At 69.7% G+C, this 19,701-nt stretch carries 17 protein-coding genes and 1 pseudogene; 8 read left to right on the top strand and 10 right to left on the bottom strand.

Features of this window, described 5'->3' with window-relative positions; translation table 11 throughout:
* Positions 1 to 33 precede the first annotated feature (33 nt).
* The 3 genes from E5083_RS05395 to E5083_RS05385 form a co-directional block, all read right to left on the bottom strand.
* Positions 34 to 870 carry an ATP-binding cassette domain-containing protein gene (locus tag E5083_RS05395; protein WP_135784446.1) on the bottom strand — a complete coding sequence of 279 codons (837 nt, stop codon included), beginning with the start codon at positions 868 to 870 and terminating at the stop codon, positions 34 to 36.
* Complete coding sequence (locus tag E5083_RS05390; RefSeq protein WP_135784445.1) at positions 867 to 1,862, bottom strand: ABC transporter permease; 996 nt, start codon at positions 1,860 to 1,862, stop codon at positions 867 to 869. The genes E5083_RS05395 and E5083_RS05390 overlap by 4 nt, the downstream gene beginning before the upstream one ends.
* 123 nt (positions 1,863 to 1,985) lie before the next feature.
* Positions 1,986 to 3,008, bottom strand: coding sequence for a sugar ABC transporter substrate-binding protein (locus E5083_RS05385; RefSeq protein WP_135784444.1), 1,023 nt, complete (start codon positions 3,006 to 3,008; stop codon positions 1,986 to 1,988).
* Positions 3,009 to 3,413: 405 nt separating this feature from the next.
* Here E5083_RS05385 and E5083_RS05380 point away from each other — a divergent pair, with 405 nt between their 5' ends.
* Positions 3,414 to 5,963: a GH32 C-terminal domain-containing protein gene (locus E5083_RS05380; RefSeq protein WP_135784443.1), complete on the top strand. Its 2,550-nt coding sequence runs from the start codon at positions 3,414 to 3,416 to the stop codon at positions 5,961 to 5,963.
* Positions 5,964 to 6,004: 41 nt separating this feature from the next.
* Here E5083_RS05380 and E5083_RS05375 read toward each other — a convergent pair whose 3' ends face one another.
* The gene (locus E5083_RS05375; RefSeq protein WP_135784442.1) at positions 6,005 to 6,379 is read right to left on the bottom strand and encodes a VOC family protein; all 375 of its coding nucleotides are present in this window, start codon (positions 6,377 to 6,379) and stop codon (positions 6,005 to 6,007) included.
* Positions 6,380 to 6,528: 149 nt separating this feature from the next.
* Entirely contained in the window at positions 6,529 to 7,092 is a 564-nt protein-coding gene (locus E5083_RS05370) for a DinB family protein (protein ID WP_135784441.1), read from the bottom strand.
* Positions 7,093 to 7,173: 81 nt separating this feature from the next.
* Here E5083_RS05370 and E5083_RS31095 point away from each other — a divergent pair, with 81 nt between their 5' ends.
* Both E5083_RS31095 and E5083_RS05365 read left to right on the top strand, forming a co-directional pair.
* Entirely contained in the window at positions 7,174 to 7,341 is a 168-nt protein-coding gene (locus tag E5083_RS31095) for a hypothetical protein (RefSeq protein WP_167513472.1), read from the top strand.
* Positions 7,342 to 7,560: 219 nt separating this feature from the next.
* Positions 7,561 to 8,370 carry an oxygenase MpaB family protein gene (locus E5083_RS05365; RefSeq protein WP_341869861.1) on the top strand — a complete coding sequence of 270 codons (810 nt, stop codon included), beginning with the start codon at positions 7,561 to 7,563 and terminating at the stop codon, positions 8,368 to 8,370.
* On the opposite strand, the gene E5083_RS05360 is transcribed toward E5083_RS05365, so the two are convergent.
* Complete coding sequence (locus E5083_RS05360) at positions 8,367 to 9,293, bottom strand: EamA family transporter (protein ID WP_135784440.1); 927 nt, start codon at positions 9,291 to 9,293, stop codon at positions 8,367 to 8,369. The genes E5083_RS05365 and E5083_RS05360 overlap by 4 nt on opposite strands.
* Before the next feature lie 39 nt (positions 9,294 to 9,332).
* Between E5083_RS05360 and E5083_RS05355 the strand changes: the two genes are divergently transcribed.
* A complete protein-coding gene (locus E5083_RS05355; RefSeq protein WP_135784439.1) occupies positions 9,333 to 9,863 on the top strand; it encodes a MarR family winged helix-turn-helix transcriptional regulator in 531 nt (176 codons plus the stop codon).
* Here E5083_RS05355 and E5083_RS05350 read toward each other — a convergent pair.
* The 4 genes from E5083_RS05350 to E5083_RS05335 form a co-directional block, all read right to left on the bottom strand.
* Entirely contained in the window at positions 9,857 to 11,107 is a 1,251-nt protein-coding gene (locus E5083_RS05350; protein ID WP_135784438.1) for a hypothetical protein, read from the bottom strand. The genes E5083_RS05355 and E5083_RS05350 overlap by 7 nt on opposite strands.
* A gap of 4 nt (positions 11,108 to 11,111) precedes the next feature.
* Positions 11,112 to 11,738 carry a hypothetical protein gene (locus tag E5083_RS05345; RefSeq protein WP_135784437.1) on the bottom strand — a complete coding sequence of 209 codons (627 nt, stop codon included), beginning with the start codon at positions 11,736 to 11,738 and terminating at the stop codon, positions 11,112 to 11,114.
* A 326-nt stretch (positions 11,739 to 12,064) separates the two neighbouring features.
* Positions 12,065 to 13,039, bottom strand: a complete 975-nt coding sequence (locus E5083_RS05340; RefSeq protein ID WP_135784436.1) for an SDR family NAD(P)-dependent oxidoreductase — start codon at positions 13,037 to 13,039, stop codon at positions 12,065 to 12,067.
* A gap of 88 nt (positions 13,040 to 13,127) precedes the next feature.
* Positions 13,128 to 14,645: a catalase gene (locus tag E5083_RS05335; protein WP_135784435.1), complete on the bottom strand. Its 1,518-nt coding sequence runs from the start codon at positions 14,643 to 14,645 to the stop codon at positions 13,128 to 13,130.
* Between the two features lie 434 nt (positions 14,646 to 15,079).
* Between E5083_RS05335 and E5083_RS05330 the strand changes: the two genes are divergently transcribed.
* The 4 genes and pseudogenes from E5083_RS05330 (at position 15,080) to E5083_RS05315 (ending at position 18,613) form a co-directional block, all read left to right on the top strand.
* Positions 15,080 to 15,781 carry a hypothetical protein gene (locus tag E5083_RS05330; protein WP_244317388.1) on the top strand — a complete coding sequence of 234 codons (702 nt, stop codon included), beginning with the start codon at positions 15,080 to 15,082 and terminating at the stop codon, positions 15,779 to 15,781.
* Positions 15,774 to 16,280, top strand: coding sequence for a toxin (locus E5083_RS05325; protein ID WP_341869860.1), 507 nt, complete (start codon positions 15,774 to 15,776; stop codon positions 16,278 to 16,280). The genes E5083_RS05330 and E5083_RS05325 overlap by 8 nt, the downstream gene beginning before the upstream one ends.
* Positions 16,262 to 17,230, top strand: a complete 969-nt coding sequence (locus E5083_RS05320) for a DUF6545 domain-containing protein (protein WP_244317387.1) — start codon at positions 16,262 to 16,264, stop codon at positions 17,228 to 17,230. The genes E5083_RS05325 and E5083_RS05320 overlap by 19 nt, the downstream gene beginning before the upstream one ends.
* A pseudogene (locus E5083_RS05315) lies at positions 17,223 to 18,613 on the top strand (NAD(P)/FAD-dependent oxidoreductase). The gene E5083_RS05320 and the pseudogene E5083_RS05315 overlap by 8 nt, the downstream one beginning before the upstream one ends.
* Positions 18,614 to 19,701: the final 1,088 nt, after the last annotated feature.

Raw genomic sequence — 19,701 nt, 5'->3', positions numbered from 1 at the left:
CGGCTCCGGCCGGGAACCCCCGGGCCGTGGAAGTCAGGTGGCCTGGACCCCGGCGGCCTTCGCGGCCTCGGAGTCCGCGACGACCGTACCTCCGCTCCCGTCCACCGTGAGCGCCCCGGTCATGATGGCGACCACCTCGGCCATCGAGTACTCCGACGGCTTGATCACCGCCGCCCGCCGCCCCAGCCGGTGTACGTGGATACGGTCCGCGATCTCGAAGACATGCGGCATGTTGTGGCTGATCAGCACCACCGGCAGCCCCCTCTCCCGCACCCGCCGGATGAGGTCGAGCACCTGGCCGGACTCCTTCACGCCGAGCGCGGCCGTCGGCTCGTCCATCACCACGACACTGCGCGCCCAGGCCACCGACCGTGCCACCGCGACCGCCTGCCGCTGCCCGCCGGAGAGTGTCTCCACGGCCTGGGTGAGCGAGCGCAGCCCGATCTTCAGATCGGCCATGTGCTCGGCGGCCTCCTGCCGCATCCGCTTCTTGTCCAGCATCCGGAAGACACTGCCCAGCACCCCCGGCCGGCGCAGCTCCCGGCCCAGGAACATGTTGGACGCGATGTCCATCGACGCGGCGACCGCGAGATCCTGGTGGACCGTCTCGATGCCGTGCGCGCGGGCGCTCTGCGGCCCGGTGAACCGGATCGGCTCGCCGTTCAGCCGGATCTCGCCCGCGTCCGGCACGATCGCCCCGGTCAGCGCCTTGATGAGGCTGGTCTTCCCGGCACCGTTGTCCCCGATCACCGCCAGCACCTCACCGGGCAGCAGATCGAAGTCGGCGCCGTCGATGGCGGTCACCTGGCCGTAGCGCTTGACCAGACCGCGGGCCTGGAGGACGGGCGTGGGGGAGTCGGCGGCGGTCATCGGGCCTTCTTCCGGGAGATCTGGTCGACGGTCACCGCGAGGATCACCAGGACCCCGGTGATCAGCGTCTGGTAGATGGACGCGACCCCCATCAACTGAAGGCCGTTGCGGAACACCCCGACGATGAGCACCCCGATGAACGTGCCCAGCACCGAACCGCGCCCGCCGAACAGGGAGGTCCCGCCGATGACCACGGCGGTGATGCTGTCGAGGTTGTCCGTCTGCCCCGCCTGCGGATCACCCACGCCGGTACGGGAGACGAGCAGCAGCGCGGCCACCCCGTAGAGCAGCCCGGCGACTGTGTACACGCCGATGGTGAGCCGGGAGGTGCGGACGCCGTTCAGCCGGGCCGCCTCCACGCTGTTGCCGAGCGCGTACACGTGCCGGCCCCAGCCGGTGCCGCTCAGCGCGTAGGCGAACAGCAGGAACAGGGCGATGGTGACCAGTGACCCGTAGGTGATGTCGGTGTGGCCGAGCGGGAAGGTGCCGCCGAGCGCGGTGAGCGGGCCGGGCAGCTCGGTGACCGTCTGCTCCTCGGAGTAGATGTGGGTCAGCGCGAACGCCACGTTCAGCATGCCGAGGGTGACGATGAACGGCGGCAGCGGGATCTTCTCCGTCAACACCCCGTTCAGCAGCCCGAATCCGGCGCACACCAGCAGCCCCAGACCGATCGCGAGCAGCGGCGGCAACGAGCCCTCGGCCGCCATCCGCGCCATCATGATGCTGCCGAACGCCATCACCGCCCCGCACGACAGGTCGATCCCCGCCGTCAGGATGATCAGGGTCTGCCCGATGGCGAGCGTCCCGACCACCATCACCTGCTGCACGATCAGCGAGAAGTTCCCGCCGGTCAGGAACTGGTCGGTGGAGAAGGAGAAGAAGACACAGGCGATCAGGAGGGCGGCCAGGGGACCGGTGGTGGGTGCCGTGAGCAGTCGGCGCGCCGTGCTCGGCGCCGGGAGCCCGGCGTACGGCGTGGTCGTGGCGGTCATACGACGTCCTTGTCGAAAAGGGCTTGCCGGAGGTCGAGTTGTCATGGCGACGGGGGAGAGCGGGGGCGGCCGGACCGGCGGGGGAGTGGCCGGGCCGGCCGCCCGGTCGGGGGAACCGGGGGCTCAGCCCCAGCAGTTGTCCAGGCCGTACGCGGTGTCCTTCGCGTCCACCCCGGACTGCGCCTTGTCGGTGATCAGAGTGACGCCGGTGTCGGTGTAACCGGACGCCTTCTTCCCGTCCTTGGCGTACGACACCACCGCCTGCACGCCCTCGGCGGCCATCTTGAGCGGGTACTGCTGCGAAGTCGCCGCGATCTTCCCGTCCTTGACCGCCTTGGTGCCGGTGCAGCCGCCGTCCACGGAGACGATCAGGACGTCCTTCTCCCGGCCCTTGGCCTTCAGCGCGGTGTAAGCACCCAGCGCGGCGGGCTCGTTGATCGTGTAGACGACGTTGATGCCCGGCTCCTTCTGGAGACAGTTCTCCATCGCCGTCTGCCCCTTGGTCTGGTCGCCGGCGGTGTCCTGGGAGCAGACCACGGACGGGTCCTTGGCGCCGACGCCGAAGCCCTTGAGGAACCCGTCGTGCCGCTGCACGCCCACCGAGACGCCCGGCGCCAGGTCGAGCGTGGCGATCTTCGCCTTCTTGCCCTTCATCGCCGCCTTGGCATACGCGCCGATCAGCTCGCCCGCCTTGAGGTTGTCCGTGGCGAACAGCGCGTCCACCGCGCTCTGCGGCTCGGTCGGCGTATCCAGCGCGATCACCAGTACGCCCTTGGCGCGGGCCTTCGCCAGCGCGGGCACGATCGCCTTGGAGTCGCTGGGCGTGATCAGGATGCCCTTCACCCCGGACGCCACCATGTTCTCGACCGCGGTGACCTGACCGGCGTTGTCCCCGTCGAACTTGCCCGCCGCCGTGAGCAGTTGGGCGCCGTTCTCCTTGGCCGACTTCTCCGCGCCCTCCTTCATCTTCACGAAGAAGGGGTTGGTGTCGGTCTTGGTGATCAGTCCGACCTTGACGCCGCCCGACCCGGACTTGGCCGACCCCGCGCCGGAGCCGGAGCCACATGCCGTGAGGGCCAGAGCCGCTACGCCCGTACAGGCGGCGACTCTCAGCAAGGACAGGTGCGGGCGAGGATTGCGAGACATGAACGACTCCTGCGGGATTGCGAGCGGCGCGGCCGGCATCGGAGCATGCCGTCCCGAGGTGTCATCGTTGACTTATGTCATCGTTGACACGGCATGGCGAGGACTATGGACGGCCCCTCACGGCGGCGTCAATGCCCTGTGCCTGTCACAAATCGGAAACGTAAGCGGCTTCTGCCGTACGCCGTGAACCGGCCAACGAACGCCCGCGCGCGAACCGTTGACGCGCCCCTGTCCCTGCCGCATCATCGACGCACCCGCTCGCTGTCATCGTTGACATGAGTCAACGATGACATCTCCCGCCGACGCCAGGGACGACGGCACCGGCGGCCTGCCCACTCCTTCCCGGACCCGTGCGCCCCGCGCGTCACGCTCCGCCGCGGGGCCGACCGCAGCACAGGAGATGTCATGAGCTCCGTACGTGGAGCGCGGCACGCCCGCGCCTGGCTGATTGCGGCGGCACTGTCCGCCTGCGCCCTGGCGGCCACCTCGCTCACCCCGCCGGCGGCAGCCGCCGACGCACCGCCGTACACCGAGACCTACCGCCCCCAGTTCCACTTCACCCCCGAGAAGAACTGGATGAACGACCCCAACGGTCTCGTGTACTACCAGGGCGAATACCACCTCTTCTACCAGTACAACCCAGGTGGCAACTCCTGGGGCGACATGTCCTGGGGCCACGCGGTGAGCACCGACCTCGTGCAGTGGAAGCAGCTCCCGCTCGCGCTGTCCCACGACGACAAGGAGATGGTGTTCTCCGGCAGCGCGGTGGTCGACCGGGACAACACCAGCGGCTTCGGCACGCCGGGCAATCCGCCGATGGTCGCCGTGTACACCAGCGCCTTCAGAGACGGCGGCAAGCAGGCCCAGTCCCTCGCCTACAGCACCGACCGAGGCCGCACCTGGACCAAGTACCAGGGCAATCCCGTACTGGACATCGGCTCCACCGAGTTCCGCGACCCCAAGGTCCAGTGGTACGCGCCGACCAAGAGCTGGCTGATGACGGTCGCGCTGCCCACCGAGCGCAAGGTCCGCTTCTACACCTCCAAGAACCTCAAGGACTGGAAGCTGCTGAGCGACTTCGGTCCTGCGGGGGCGACCGGCGGCGTCTGGGAGTGCCCGGACCTCTTCCCCCTCGCCGTCGACGGCAACCCGCGCAAGGTCAAGTGGGTCCTGGTCACCAACGTCAACCCCGGCGCGGTGGCGGGCGGTTCGGGCACCCAGTACTTCACCGGCGACTTCGACGGCACCCGGTTCACCCCGGACGACGACGGCAGCTACACCCCGCCGTCCGGCACCCTGGTCCAGGACTTCGAGGGGGCCGGCTTCGGCGACTGGACCGCCACCGGCACCGCCTTCGGCGCCGGCCCGGCGTCCGGTGCGGTGGACGGCCAGCAGACGGTCACCGGCTTCGACGGCAAGGGCCTGGCCAACAGCTTCCACGGCGGCGACCCGAGCACCGGCACCCTCACCTCACCCGGCTTCACGGTGAGCACCCCGTACCTCAACTTCAAGGTCGGCGGCGGCCGCCACCCGCACGAACCCGGCACCGCCGTGGACCGAGGCCCCACCCCCGAGGGCACCGTCCTCGCCGACTTCGAGGGCGGCACGTACGGCGACTGGACCGCCACCGGCGACGCCTTCGGCACCGCACCGGCCACTGGCACCCTCCCCGACCAGCAGCAGGTCTCCGGCTGGCTCGGCGACGGCCTGGTCAACACCTACCGGGGCGGCGACACCGCCACCGGCACACTCACCTCACCCGAGTTCACCCTGGACAAGGACTACCTGGACTTCCTCGTCGGCGGCGGCAACCACCCCGCCGCCTCCGCCAACCGCACCGCCGTCGAACTCGTCGTGGACGGCCGCACGGTCCGCACCACCACCGGCCGCGACACCGAGGCGCTCGACTGGGCGTCCTGGGACGTGCGCGACCTCAGAGGCAAACGGGCCCGCATCCGGATCGTGGACGACAACACCGGCCGCTGGGGCCACCTCAACGTCGACCACCTGGTCCTCTCCGATACCCGCGCCGAGGGCCTCACCGACGAGACTGCGGTGAACCTGCTGGTCGACGGCCAGATCGTCCGCAGCGTCACCGGGCCCGACAGCGAGGCGATGGACTGGGTCTCCTTCGACCTGCGCCCCTACCAGGGCCGCACCGCCCGCATCCAACTGGTCGACCGCAACACCGGCGGCTGGGGCCACATCATGGCCGACAGCTTCACGGCGGCCCAGGCACCCGCCCGCTCCGCCGTCGACCGCGCCTCCTGGGTCGACTACGGAAAGGACCACTACGCGGCCGTGACCTGGAACGACGCGCCCGACGGCCAGCGGTACATGATCGGCTGGATGGCCGGTCTCGACTACGCCGGCGCCACCCCCACCACCCCCTGGCGCAGCGCCCAGACCGTCCCCCGCCGCCTGACCCTCCGCACCGTCGACGGCCGCGCCCGCCTGATGAGTGAGCCGGTACCGGCGCTCTCCACCCTGTGGCGACAGCCGACCACGACAACGGGCCTCACCGTCACCAACACCTCCCGCACCCTCCCCGCCAAGGGCAAGGCCCTCGACATCGAGGCCACCTTCTCCGTCCGCGACGCCGCCCGCTTCGGCCTCAGGGTCCGCACGGGCAGCGGGGGAGAGGAGACGGTCGTCGGCTACGACCGCACCACCGGCGAGATGTACGTCGACCGCACCCACTCCGGGGTCACGGACTTCAGCCCGTCGTTCCCCGGAGTGCAGCGCGCCCCGCTGAAGCCGGGCGACGGCAAGGTCCGGCTCCGGATACTCGTCGACTGGTCCTCGGTCGAGGTGTACGGGGGCGACGGCGAGGCGACCATCACCGACCTGGTGTTCCCCGACCCGGCGTCCGACGGGGTCCAGGTGTTCGCCGAGGAGGGCTCGGCGAAGCTGGACCGGGTGACGGTGCGGCAGGTGAGTTCGTACCGGCAGTGAGGCTGAGCGGCCGGGCACCTCTGGGGCGCCCGGCCAGCTCGCTACAGGTACGGCCGGGTGATCAGCTCGATCGCGTGACCTGCGGGGTCCTTGAAGTACACACCCCGCCCGCCGTGCTCATGGTTGATCTCGCCGGGCCGCCGCATCTGCGGATCGGCCCAGTGCACGACCCCGCCGTCCTGGAGCCGCCGGTAGGCCCGGTCGAACAGCTCGTCGTCGACGAGGAACGCGTAGTGCTGCATCTGGATCTCGACCGGCGGCTCGGCGAACTGCAGCAGTACCCCATCACTGAGCTGCACATTCACAAACGGCCCCCAGGACGGCGCCGCCGGCACCTCCAGCAACTCCCGGAAGAACCGGGCCGATTCCTCACGGTCCTTGGCGGCGACGATGGTGTGGTTGAACGTTACGGACATACTGACCTCACGGTGGGCTCGGACTGGGACGCGATGACCTACGCGCGCCCCGGAGGCCCCCGGGCAGTCAGCCGCCCACCGGCTGACCGTCCTGTGCGTGGCTCGACGCCGATCCGGTGATCACGTGGGGAGGTTACAGGGTGTGGGCCTCACTGGCCCACCCTTCCGTCGATCCGCTCCCGCAGCAGATCGGCGTGGCCGCAGTGACGCGCGTACTCCTCGACGCGGTGCACCATCAACTCCCGTACGGCGATGCCCTCCTTGCCGACCCGTGCTCCCAGATCCGGGTGCTCGGCCAACGCCGCGTCGGTGGCGGCCTGTTCACGTTCCAGATCGCGGAACGCCTGCTCCACCACGGCCTGTTCGCCGACGGCACCCTCGAAGTCCGCGTCCCGCACGCCGTACAGCTTCGCCAGCGGTTCGTCCTCACTGATCCAGTTCCGCCAGTCCCGCTCCACCTCGGCGAGATGCCGGACGAGGCCGAGGAGGGACATGGTCGAGGGCGGAACGGACCGGAGCGCGAGCTGTGCCGCGTCGAGACCGTCGCACTTCATCCGCAGGGTCAGCCGATAGTTCGACAGGAAGTCCTGGAGGGTCGCCAACTCGCCCTCCGGGCTGGGACCTTCACGGGGATCTTCGTCCGGATCGGCCCACATGTCGGGGTAGACGGTCGCTTCGGTCCATCGCGCGGGCTGCTCAGTCATGCGCCGCATGCTCGCGGGTAACTGCGTTTCGGCGCCACCGAGTTATCACTACCCTTCCTCCCGGTGGGCGTCGTCCCCGATGATGTCCTCGTGACCAAGCACATCAGCACCTTGATCTCGGCCCTCGGCGTTCTCGTCAGCGTGTTTCTGTTCGCCGGGGCGGCCCGCGAGGCATCGCCCCTCTGGCTGCCGGCCGGAGCCGCGATGGTCCTCATCGCGGTCTACGCCCTCGTACGGGACCTGCGCCGCACATCCTGACCCCGCAGGGTACGACCGGGAAGCGACGCAGTAACGATGCGACTGGCATCGCCGGCTCCGCAGGTGTTCACTCGGTGGTAGTCGAGGGACAAGGGCATGTCGATGGTCGACCACTCCCCACCCACGCGCACCCGACCGCGACCGGAGCGAGCGACGACGGCCGCGGCAGCTCCACGCCCCGGCCTGCGAGGCCGCGTAGGCGATGCTCTCTTCCGCGCTGTGGCGGGCCCCGACGGCCCGGAAAGCCGACGCCACGTCCACGGCACCCCCGGCCCCCGCTGGTTCGCCCCGGACCGCCCGATCCGGGTGGTCCACGGCGACGCGTCCATGTTCCCCGGCGGCCTGGCCGCCCTGCTCCTCCAGTCCCTGCATCCCCTGGCGATGACCGCGGTGGCCGACCACTCCGACTACCGCAACGACCCCTGGGGCCGCCTCGCCCGCACGAGCACGTTCCTCGCGTACACCACCTACGGCGCGGCGGACGACGCCCAGCGAGCCGTCGACCGCGTACGAGCCGTCCACGAGCACATCCGGGGCCATACGCCGGAAGGCGAGCCGTACCACGCCTCCGACCCCCACCTCCTGGCCTGGGTCCACAGCGCCGAGGCGTACTGCTTCCTCGCAGCCCACCAGCGCTACGGCAAACACCCGCTGAACGAGGCGGGCCAAGACGCCTACGTGACCGACATGGCCCGAGTAGCCACCGCGCTCGGCATCAAGAACCCCCCGACAACGGTGGCGGAACTCCACAACACCCTCAACGCCTACCGCCCCGAACTACGCCTGACTCCCCAAACCCGAGAAGCAGTCCACTACATCCTCCTACGCCCACCCCTCCCCAAACCCGTCCTCCCCCCATACCTCCTCCTCGGCACCGCAGCCGCCTCCCTCCTCCCCACCTGGTCCCGCAACCAACTGGGCCTCCCCGTCCTCCCCCGCACGGAACGCTGGTGCGTAGCCCCAGCCGGGGCAGCGGTGACGGCGTTGATCAGATACCTATTGCCACCGTCGCCGCAGCGCCGCGTCTAGCACCGGAGGGCGTCGTCCTGACTGGACGCCCGGACCGATGCGGCCTGGCCTAGTCCCCGGTTGTCCTTCTTGCTGCCAGTGCCCGCCGAGTGACCCAAGACCACGCCGGCCAGAGCGAGCGCCAGCCCGCACCACTGCTGTGCTGCCAGCACCTCTCCGCCTGCCGCCGTGCCGAGTAGCGCACCGGTGACGGGATTGAGTAGTCCGATCAGTCCAACTGTCCCCGCAGGCAGATGCCGTAGGCCGGTGAACCACGCGACGAAGGCCAGAGCCGTGGCTACGAGCGAGACGTAACCGAACGCGAGGGCAGAGGTGCCGGTCAACGCCGGGGGAGGCCCCTCCATGACCGCAGCGGCGGGAAGCAGAAGCAGGCCGCCGGCCGTGAGCTGCCAGGCGGTGGATGCGAGCACATCCGTGCCCGTACCCCACCGCTTCGTCAGTACGTGACCGAACGCGGAGACCAGCATCGCAGCGGCCGAGGCGAGTAGACCCGGCACACTCACCCCCTCCGATCCGGTCAGCAGCATCAGGCAAACCCCGCCGAGACCGACGGCCGCGCCGAACAGGCTCCGAATGCTCGGGCGTTCGGCGACCAGCGGCCACGCGATGAGCATCATCGTCAGCGGCGAGAGAGCCATGACGGTGGACGCGACGCTGGTGGGGAGAAGCTGCGAGGCGGCGTAGACGAGAACGAAGAAGACGCTGGTGTTGAGAAGTCCGAGCAGCGCGGACCGCCCCCACCACACGCCGTATGGGCGCTTCCTCGACAGGGCGAGCAAGATGACACCGGCGGGTAGCGCCCGCAAGGCGGCCCCGTAGAGCGGTTGGTCGGCGGGGAGGTACTGGTGGGTGACGTAGTAGTTGGCGCCCCACGCGATCGGCGCGACCGCCGTCAACGCCACCCACCGCACGTTAGCTTCCATGGAAGGCAATATAGCTTCCTCGGAAGCTAATATGGAGTCATGGAACACGACGAACCGCTGGACCACGTGGCCCGCATCCAGGCCGACTGGCGCCGCGAGCGGCCTGAGCTCGACATTGCCCCCCAGGGGGTGATCGGCCGCCTGCACCGCTTGGGTGCCCGCATCACCGAGGAACTCTGCCTGGTCTACGGCCGCTACGGGCTCAGCGAAGGCGAGTTCGACGTACTGTGCGCCCTACGCCGCGCCGGTGAGCCGTACGAACGGGCACCGGGCGAACTCGCCGCCCACACCATGGTCACCACCGGCGCCATGACCAAACGTATCGACCGCCTGGAACGCGCCGGCCTCGTCACCCGGCGCCGCTCCCACGACGACCAGCGCGGCCGCATCGTCGCCCTTACCACGCCGGGCCACGACCTGATCGACGAGGCGTTCGCGGCCCACATGCAGAACGAGCGCCGCCTACTGGACCTGCTGGCACCGGCCGAGGCGGCCGCTCTGGAGACCTTGCTGAAGACATGGTTGGCACGGGTCGAGCCGCCGGGCGCATCGGCGGACCGGCGTCACTGAGCTGTTCGACCACCCGCAGCCGTCTGAACCTGCCGGAGGAGTTGATGGAGGAAGTGGTTCCACTCCCTGAACTCCCTACGCTCCTCGAACCAGTCGTCGGCCGAGGTGTCGACCCACTTTTTCACTTCGGCCAAGAGCGAGGCAAAGTCCACGCCAGGGCGGCTCGGGTTACCTGTGGACCACTGGACCCGTCCGGCCAAGTCGTGCACTTGATGCGCCGCACGGTAATAGGCGACCTGTGCCGCGGTCAGCCGACGGATGGCGTAGCCGCCACATTTGCTGCACGGGTCGAATCGCTCGGCATCCAGCATCTGTTCAACCGTCGCCAGGTCGTAGTACCGGCTGAGTCCGCGGCCCCTCTGAGTGTGCTGGCAATCAGGAGAGTGGGCCCGGCCCTCGTACCGCCCGGTGACATCCGTCGAGTAGACCTGCACTCCCGCCAGGATGCCCAGCGGCAAGCCGGACCCGCCCCATCGGTCGTCCGACACCGGCAGGAACGGCCGCAGGTCCGGTTGCTCCATGGCCAGGAGCCCGTGCCACACGCTGAAGTGGACCGGGCTGCGGCGTGACTCGTATCTGTCCCAGTCGTCCCCCAGGTCTCGCAGATCCGCTATGTTCCGGGCGAGGACCAGCGAGCGTAGCGCGGCCTTGGGGTCATGGAAGCTACGGGCAAGACGAACTGTCAGCCGTTCGCCTTCGGCCGTGCCCAGTTCACGGCCGAAGGCCGGATCGCCTGGCTCGTGGACAGGAGACCTCGAGCCGGGGTTGTTGTCCGCTTCGGCTTCGGTGAACTCCGCGCAGGAGGCTGCCACGAGCGTATCGGGTACGTCGTCCGCAACCGCGATAATCACATATCGTCCTCCGCCGGCCACCCCGTCTTCCAGCGCCGACAGGGGCAGCACCTGCGGACCGGCCGCGAGGGACATGACGAGGTAGAGCTGATCTGAATCTCGCGAGACGGCATGCAGGGCCCGCAGATCGCCGGTCGTGACCGGGCGGCGAGCGTGCACCGGTACGTCGTCGAACACGCCAGGACCGAACGGTTGCGCGGTCTCCTGCGCGGTCTGTTCCACGGTGTCACTCTCTCCGGTCTCACTGCACGACAGATCCGACGCGTCGGCCAGTAGTCGGCGCGCAACGGAGCCAGGGACCCGCAGGGTCATCGCCGGGTGCGCCCAGTCCGCGTCGGTCCCCCAGGACACCAGCACGCCCAGTTCCCACTCGCTCAGTCCGCTCAGGAACACCTCGTCATGTTCGGCTCGAACATCGGGGTCCGGCTCGGGGAACCGTACGAGGAGGGTCCGCACCGTCACGTCCCTTACGTCGGCTGCTGACCTTGTGGACAAGGCGGTAGGTGAGGTAGTCGTACTCGCGGGGATGGTCCCAACTGTCCGCGATGCTCGTGCGCCATTGGCGCCACAGCGACCTCAACTGGTCCCCGACCGCCGTCGGGTTGCCCAGGACGGAGAAGACCGCCTCCTCACTCGGCAGCTCTGGAGTATCCATTGCCGCGATGCGGGCCGCGGCCAGGAGAGCCTCCCGTGAGACCAGCCGTGCGGCCTGCTTCTGCAGCGACGCCACGTATTCGGCCTTGAGCTTCATCGGTGAATCGGCCCAGGATTTCAACCACGGAAACGTGTCGAGAACACTTTGAGCGCGGTGCAGGCTCGCGGCTGCCCTACGCCATTCCTTGAACACGTTGATGCGTAGTTGCTGTGCCTCTCCATGGGCACGCCAGTTATCGTCTTCCGCGTCTTCATCATCGCCCGCCCCGTTGCTGTCGGGAGAACGGTGAAGCGGCGCAGCCGCCTGCTCCACCTCCTCGTCGAGAAATGAGTCCTCGTCAGCTCCGGTATAGCTATCCAACTCGTACAACAGACCGAGGCGCGTCAGTGCACGCAGGAACAGCCCTACCCCTGTGCCAGGCCGACCCCACGACCCGTAGGTCGCACAGACTTGGCACATGCGCTCGACTGCCGTCCGCAAGGGCAACTCTCTGACCACGGCATTTCTGGACGGGCACCTCTGGGTGGCAGCCTCTGCTGGACGGCAAGCGTTGAGCGTGAAAGTCGCGGGACTCCGTCGGCCAGTACCGGCAGCAGATCTGGCCTGTCCTCGCGTTCGGTCAGGGCGGAGAGGAGGCATACCGCCTGCACAAACTCACCCTTGCCGGATGGGACGACCAGGTCGCGGGACAACGCTCAGGCGGACCGCTCACCATGCGCAAGCGACGCCACGTACTCCCACAACTCCCCCCGCACCTCCTCCGAGTCCCCGCCCGCCCCGAGCGGATACGTGGTCGGTCGAGGCCGTCGGTCGTGCCAGAAGAGCCCGTCGCTCTCCGTGGCCTCCGAAGCCGTGCCCAGCCAGACGATCGTGTCGGCCCCCTGGGCAGGGCTACGGATGATCGGACGCGTCACCGCACGGAAGACCGGCAGCCACTGCCGAACCCCCTTCGTGTCCGCCCACCCCGGATGCATCGAGTGCACATGCACACCCTGGTCGTGCAGCCGCTCCGCCCACTTCTCGGTGACCACGACCTGCGCCCGCTTGGTCCGGGCGTAGAACTTCTTCGGGCTGTACGGCGTCTCCTCCGACTCCGGATCACCGGCGGGAAGCTGCTGCCCGTACTGCCCGCCCGAGGTCACGTTGATCACCACCGACGGCGCGGAGCGCACGAGCAGCGGTGTCAGTTCCTCGATCAGCACCCAGGGCGCCAGCACATGCGTGGCGAACGTCAGCTCCACCCCGTCCACGCTGTACTGCCGCTCGTCCGGCATCACCCCCGCGTTGTTGACCAGCACATCCAGCCGGTCCTCCTCTTCCAGGAACCGTGTGGTGAAGTCCCGTAGCGCCGCCAGACTGCTGACGTCGCACACGACGGGCCGTACGTCGACGTCATCCCCCGCCTGCTCCCGCGTGAGCGCGGCGGCCTCCTCGGCACGCTGCTGGTTACGGCCGAGCACCCGCACCGAGGCCCCCAGCCTGGCGAAGCCGACGGCGGCCGCGAGGCCGACCCCGGACCCCGCGCCGGTGACGAGGACGACCTTGCCGTCCATCCGTTCGGGCCCGTCGGGCCAGTCCGGCAGGGCCTTGCGGAGGAGCAGTCCGGGCCACCCGTAGCCGAGGACGACGGAGCGGTCGAGGGCGGTGTCGATCAGGGAGGTGACACTCATGGCATCCGCAGTACCCGTACCCGCCGTCCTCACACGGCCGAGCGCCCCTCGCCCCACGGACGGGGGAGGGGCACTCGGCGGGACGGGGTCAGGCTTTGTGCTGCATGCTGCTGCGGGCCGGATTCCCCTGGTCAGCCGCCTTCGGGTCCTTCTCACCGGCCTTGGCACGCACGCCCTCGGCGATCCGCGCCCCGATCTTGGGGTCGATGTTGGACCAGTACTGGAAGGCACGCTCGAGCACGGGCTCGGTCACGCCGTTGAGCAGGTGGCCCACGACGTTGTCCACGAGCCGGTCACGGGCGTCGTCGTCCAGCACCTCCCGGACGAGGGTGCCGGCCTGCCCCCAGTCGTCGTCCTCCGCGTGCGAGACGTACGCCGTACGGGTGATGTCGCCGTCCGTGTGCCAGGTCGGCGGGGTGCCGTACCTGGCGGTGTCGGCGGCGGGTCCGCCCTTGGAATTCGGGGCGTAGACCGGGTCGCTGGTCTTGCGGTACGCCATCGCCCCGTCCTTGGAGTACGTGTGGACGTCGGTGATGGGCGCGTTGACCGGGAGCTGGGCGTAGTTCGCGCCGATGCGGTAGCGATGCGCGTCGGCGTACGAGAAGAGCCGGGCCAGCAGCATGCGGTCGGGGCTCGGTCCGATACCGGGCACGAAGTTGTTCGGCTGGAACGCGAGCTGCTCGATCTCCGCGTGGTTGTCCGTCGGATTCCGGTCCAGCGTCATCCGGCCGACCTCGATCAGCGGGTAGTCGCCGTGCGGCCACACCTTGGTCAGGTCGAAGGGGTTGAAACGGTACTCGGCGGCGTCCGCGTACGGCATGATCTGCACGTACAGCGTCCAGCTCGGGTGGTCCCCGTCCCGGATGTGCTCGAACAGATCACGGGTGTGGTAGTCGGTGTCGGCCGACGCCATCTGGTCGGCCTCGTCCTGGGTGAAGAACTCGATGCCCTGGTCGGTCTTGAAGTGGTACTTGACCCAGAACTCCTCACCGGCCTCGTTGATCCACATGTACGTGTGCGAGGTGTAGCCGTTCATGTGCCGCCAGGTGCGCGGCACGCCCCGGTCGCCCATGAGCCAGGTGACCTGGTGGGCCGACTCGGGGGAGAGGGTCCAGAAGTCGCACTGCATGTCATGGTCACGCAGGTTGTTGTCGGCGCGGCGCTTCTGGGACCGGATGAAGTGCTGGAACTTCATCGGGTCCTTGACGAAGAACACCGGGGTGTTGTTGCCGACCATGTCGTAGTTGCCTTCGCTGGTGTAGAACTTCACCGCGAAGCCGCGCGGGTCACGCCAGGTGTCCGGGCTCCCGCGCTCCCCGGCGACGGTGGAGAACCGGGCGACCAGATCGGTACGCGTCCCCGGCTGGAACACGGCAGCCTTCGTGTACGGGGTGACGTCCCCCGTCACCTCGAAGTGCCCGAAGGCCCCGCTGCCCTTGGCATGCGGCTGCCGCTCGGGAATGCGCTCCCGGTTGAACTGGGCCATCTGCTCGATCAGGTACGCGTCCTGCAGCAGGATCGGTCCGGCGGGCCCGACGGTGAGCGAATGCTCATCGCTCTCCACCGGGGCGCCGGAGTCGGTGGTGGTGCGGGGAGTCTCGGTCATGGTGGTTCGCGGTTCCTTTCCAAAGCGCCGGAACCGACGGGGGGCCGTATGCCGGGCCGACGGTTATATGGGCTCAGGGGTACCGGATGACCGGGGGTGGGGGGTGCCAAACGTGGGCGGCGACGGGATGACCTGGGTGGGTGCAGTTCCGGCCTCGGGGACGGGGGTCCGGGGCGTCTCGCCCTTGCGCCCATGGAGGAGGCCGACCGCGCTTTCGGGGGGCGCGGCCGGCCTCCGTCTGTGCCCTCGAGCGTGCCCGTGACGGGGCTGCTCAAGGAGTCGGGCGGAATCCCCTCGGCGGGATCGTCCTACCTCCAACCAAGCTGTGTCAACGATGAGTTGGAATTCGTAAACGATCGTTGAGCGATCGAGCAACCGTGCGTAGAGTGGCATGCACACCGCAGCGCCGGCCCATCGACCTCTGGAGTACATCGGTGGAACCACCCCCGCTGGCCGAGTCGCTCGCCCGGATCGATGCGCTGATCGTGGAGCGCGGCCTGGACCGGGATGAACTGCTCGACCCGGCCACGCTCGCCACCCGTACAGCGCTGCCGCAGGACACCGTCCGCGCCCTCCTGGCGGGGGAGGAACCCCCGCGGGACACCGTCAACGACCGTGTGCGGGCCCGGATCAGCACCCTCGCGGCGGCACGCCTGGCCTCCTCGAACCGGCGGATGGCCGATCTGGCGGCCGAGATGCACACCAGGTTCGGGGTCTCGCCGATGTGGGCGCGGCAGGTGTGCGACGGCAAGAAGGTGCCCAACGTCGAGCTGCTGCATGAGCTGGTGGGGTTTTTCGGTGTCGAGGGCGAGGCTTTCTTCACGCTCCCGGCCGACGAGGCCCTCGGTCGGGTGCTGCGGGAGATCATCGGCAGGTTCGAGGACGACCCCTTGCAGGCGCTGATGGATCAGTACGGTGTCCGGTCCACGGATCTCCGGATGCACGGTTCCCTGTCCCGCCGCCAGTTGGAACGGCTCCTCGAGGGCGTCTTCCACTCCGTGACGACCGACGAGGAGGGTGAGGAGCCGGGCCATGAAGGGGCTGCTGGCCGGCTTAGAGGCGACCGTCTCCCGGACGCTCCGGCCGCCGGCCGACCCCCGCACGGTGATGGGCGCGTTCTGCCGGGCGATGAGTGAACACCGGGGCCGTCCGGTCGAGTTGGTGTTCCGGGCCTTTCCGGAGGACCTTCCGGTGTCGGGGATGCGGCTGGACTGCGGGGATCGTTCCCTGATCGTGGTCGAGGAACGCACGCCGCCCGAGTCGCAGTTGGTGATCCTGGGCCATGAGTTGTGGCACGAGGAGCGGGGCGGCTGCGGCCACCATGTTCCGGGCCTGTCCGCAGCGGCTGCTCGTGCTTTCGCCCCCGCGTCCGAGGGGGACATCGTCCGGCGGGCGGTCCGCGAGATCCTCGCCGGGGACGAGATCTCCCGCCGTACCCTGCTGGCCGTGGCGGCGCGGGCCGGGTCGGCCGACCGTCACGAGCAGGACGCCGAGACCTTCGGTCTGCTCTTCGGGCGGGAGGCGCTCAGATGGATACCCGGCCGCCACGCCCGGGGCCCGGTGGACCCGGACACCCTGGAAGGCCGTATCCAGCTCTGCTGCCCGCCGCCCTCCTGGTGCTGGCCCTGGCGCTGAAGGCGCCGACGTTCCTGCGGGCGTGGCAGGACTCCGACGTACGGGCGACGACCCTGTTGCTGCTCTTGGCCGCCGCCAGGGCGCTGTACGCCGCCGTCATCGCCGCGCTGTGGGCCACCTTCCTCCTCGCCGACGTTCCCGACGAGCGTGTCTACGACCTGGACACCTACTACGCCACCGAACCGTGGATGCGTGAGCACATCCTGCTGTACCTCACCGCGCACACGGTCTCCGCACTGGTCGCCGCCTACCTGATCTGGACCTGGATCTCCCAGGTACGGGGGGCGTGGCTGAGAACGGGGCTGGTGTTCCTTCAGGCGGGGTACGCCTTCGGACTCGTCTTCGATGTCGCCAAGTACGTTGCCGTCGGCGCCCGTTGGACGGGCAACGACCTGGACTGGCTCTCGACCCGGCTGGCGCCACCGTTCGCGATCCTGGACGCCAGCCTGGTCGCGGTCGGCTTCATCCTTCCCCAGGCCGGGCCCCGCCTGCAGAAGTGGGCCCGCGACCGGGCGGGTTTCCGTCGCCTGCGGTTCCTGGAGCGGGCCCTGCGGGAGGTCGGACCGTCCACCGCGCGCGCCCGTGTCGGTGTCCTGGCCCCGCTGGACCTCCGGCTCCTGCAGCGCCGGCAGCGCATCCACGACGGTCTGCTGCGCCTGGCGCCGGTCCTGGACGCCGGCCTGTGGCAGCGTGCTCATGACGCCGCCCTCGCCGCCGGCCACCCGGAGCCTACGGCCCGTGGCATCGCGGGCGCGATCACCATGGACGCGGCCCTCACGGCATGGCGTACCAGCCGCCGACAGGCCGTCACCACGGGGGCCGGGGCGCTGCCGCGTCTGGGTTCCGAAGAGGGCGACATCGAAGCCGTCTCCCGCGTGCTGCCCCGGCCGCGGTCCCTCGACCCCATCCGCGAGCGGGTGGCCCCACAAGAAACGCGAGCGCATGTCTGACGCCCCACGCCCCACCGCCGTCGTGATCGGCGCCGGCATGAGCGGCCTGCTGGCCGCCGCCGCCCTGGCCGGCCACGCCGACGTGACCCTGATCGAGCGCGACACCCTCCCCGCCGGTCCCGAGTCCCGCCGGGGTGTGCCCCAGGCCCGCCACGCCCATCTGGTGTGGACGGGTGGCGTGACCGCTCTGGACACGCTGCTGCCGGGCCTGACCGAGGATCTCGTCGCCCGTGGCGCCCGTCTCGCGCACATCATGGGCGACATGTCTCGCGTGCCCCCAACGAGATCTGGTTCCGCCGTTTCACCTCCACCCCGCACCGCAACCTGGTCTGCTCCCGCGACCTGCTGGACGCCGTGACCCGCGAACGCGTCCTCGCCGACCCCCGTATCACCCTGCGCGAGAACACCACCGCCGCCCGCCTCGCGGGAGACGCCGCCCGCGTCACCGGCGTACACCTGCGCACCCCGGACAGCGACACGGAGGAGTACCTCGCCGCCGACCTCGTCCTGGACGCCTCCGGCCGCGGCTCCCGCGCCCCGCACTGGCTGGAGCAGCTCGGCCTGCCCCCGGTGCCCGAGCGCCAGGTGGACGCCGGCGTCGCCTACGCCACCCGCGTCTTCCGGGCCCCCGCCCCCGACTTCCCCCTGGTCAACGTCCAGGCGAACCCGGCCACGGCACCGGGCCGGGGAGGCATCATCCTGCCCGTCGAGGACGGCCGCTGGATCGTCACCCTCTCCGGCACGCGTGGCGGCGAACCCACCGACGACCCCGACGCGTTCACCGGCTTCGCGCTCGGCCTGGGCGACCCGGTCATCGGCGAGCTGATACGCGACGCCGAGCCCCTGACCGACGTCGCCACGACCCGCAGCACCGCCAACCGCCGCCGCTACTTCGAGAAGCTCGGCCGCTGGCCGGACGGCTTCACGGTCATCGGCGACGCGATCGCCGGCTACAACCCCGTCTACGGCCACGGCATCACCGTGGCCGCCCAGAGCGCGGTCGCGCTGCGCGAGTACGCGGCCACGAGGGGCCTGCTCCGGCCGGGCAGCGCCCGCCGCCTGCAGAAGCTGCTGACCCGCCCGGTCGCGGCTGCCTGGGACCTGGCCATCGGCCAGGACATCTTCTACCCGGGCGCCACCGACCGCCTCCCAACCCGCATGGAGCGCGCCCTGGCGTCCTTCGTCGACCGCGCGGTGGCGACCGGCGCCCGCAATCCGCGCGCCTTGGCCGCGCTGCTGGACGTGATGAGCCTGTCCCGTCCGGCGACGCGGCTGTTCTCGCCGGGCATGCTGATCCCGATGCTTTTCGGTCCCCGGCGGCCCTTCCTGACGGGGGCTCCGCTGACGGAGGAGGAGCGGAAGGGGGTTGTGGGGGAGGGGTGAGGCCCGGCGGGGATTCGCGCAGCTTGCGTCCCCCTTCTCGCTGCGTCCGCGTGGCTTCGGGCATGGCCGTGGCCCCGGTCTGCGTCGTCCTGGCCCGGCGCCCTTGGTAGAGGGCGAACCGGCCCCCTTGGACTCCGGCACGCTCGCTGCCGGGGGGCGGCTACGGGACGTTGTTGCCGCCGCCGATGGTCCTGGGCCTGTCATCACCGCCGCCGACCACATCTGTGCCGTCTCCGCTCCCTTGTCACCCGCGCCCCCATCGCCCCTCGCCGCTTGTGGCCTGTGTAGGTCAGGGCCGGTTTGGCTGGTGTGGTGGGGGTTCTGTGGGTGGGGGTGGGTGGGGAGGGTGGTGGGTGTCCGGGATGCGGGTTCGGGAGGGGTTGTGGGGATGATGATGTTGGTGGGTTGGTCGGTTGTGCGGGTGGTTGTGGCGGGTGTGTTCGTGGTGGCGGGTACGGGCCTGGCGGGGGGTACGGCCGCGGCGGCCCACGCCTCTTCTTCGGCCGTCTCGTCGGCTGCGTCGGGTGTCGTCTCTCCGGGGTTTGGTGTCGTCTCTGGTGTGGCTGGTGTGTCTTGGCGGGTGGTCCGCGTTTCCTCGCGTGTGGCTGGGGCTGCTTCTGCTGCTGGTGTCGCTTCTGCTCCTGTCTCCTCGTCCACCTCGACGTCGGCCTCCGCTGCTGTTGTTGTTTCTGCTTCCGCCCCGGTCTCGGCCTCGACGGTCGTTGTCGCTGGTGTGGGTGGTGTGGGTTTGGATGATTCGGGGTGGCAGGGGGCTGGGGTCTGAGCGGGGGGCCGGGTGTGGGGTGTGGGTCGGGGTTGGGGTGTGAGTGGGGGCTGGGGATGAGGGATGTGGCGCTTGAGTCGGGGCCAGTGTCTGGGTCGGGGGCGGGGCTGGTGTCTGGGTCGGGGCTGGGGTCGAGGCCGGGTCTGGTGTCTGGGTCGGGTGTAGGGCCTGGGTCGAGGTCGGTGGAGTCGGGGCTGGGGCTGGTGGGTGTGGACGGGGTGTCTGAGGCGGTGTCTGGGGTGAGGGGTGTGGTGGGTGTGGGTGTGGAGGGTTTGGATTATGTGGCGGGTTTGCGGGCTGGGGT

The organism is Streptomyces bauhiniae, from assembly GCF_004784475.1.
GTDB classification, from domain to species: Bacteria; Actinomycetota; Actinomycetes; order Streptomycetales; family Streptomycetaceae; genus Streptomyces; species Streptomyces seoulensis.
Note: the sequence above shows the minus strand (reverse complement) of the source record. Positions and strands in the feature narration are given on the sequence as shown.

Excerpts from the sequence above, each read along its gene's own strand:
- E5083_RS05395 (WP_135784446.1), bottom strand. The coding sequence starts at position 870 with ATGACCGCCGCCGACTCCCCCACGCCCGTCCTCCAGGCCCGCGGTCTG.
- E5083_RS05390 (WP_135784445.1), bottom strand. The coding sequence starts at position 1,862 with ATGACCGCCACGACCACGCCGTACGCCGGGCTCCCGGCGCCGAGCACG.
- E5083_RS05385 (WP_135784444.1), bottom strand. The coding sequence starts at position 3,008 with ATGTCTCGCAATCCTCGCCCGCACCTGTCCTTGCTGAGAGTCGCCGCC.
- E5083_RS05380 (WP_135784443.1), top strand. The coding sequence starts at position 3,414 with ATGAGCTCCGTACGTGGAGCGCGGCACGCCCGCGCCTGGCTGATTGCG.
- E5083_RS05375 (WP_135784442.1), bottom strand. The coding sequence starts at position 6,379 with ATGTCCGTAACGTTCAACCACACCATCGTCGCCGCCAAGGACCGTGAG.
- E5083_RS05370 (WP_135784441.1), bottom strand. The coding sequence starts at position 7,092 with ATGCGGCGCATGACTGAGCAGCCCGCGCGATGGACCGAAGCGACCGTC.
- E5083_RS05360 (WP_135784440.1), bottom strand. The coding sequence starts at position 9,293 with ATGGAAGCTAACGTGCGGTGGGTGGCGTTGACGGCGGTCGCGCCGATC.
- E5083_RS05355 (WP_135784439.1), top strand. The coding sequence starts at position 9,333 with ATGGAACACGACGAACCGCTGGACCACGTGGCCCGCATCCAGGCCGAC.
- E5083_RS05340 (WP_135784436.1), bottom strand. The coding sequence starts at position 13,039 with ATGAGTGTCACCTCCCTGATCGACACCGCCCTCGACCGCTCCGTCGTC.
- E5083_RS05335 (WP_135784435.1), bottom strand. The coding sequence starts at position 14,645 with ATGACCGAGACTCCCCGCACCACCACCGACTCCGGCGCCCCGGTGGAG.
- E5083_RS05325 (WP_341869860.1), top strand. The coding sequence starts at position 15,774 with ATGAGTGAACACCGGGGCCGTCCGGTCGAGTTGGTGTTCCGGGCCTTT.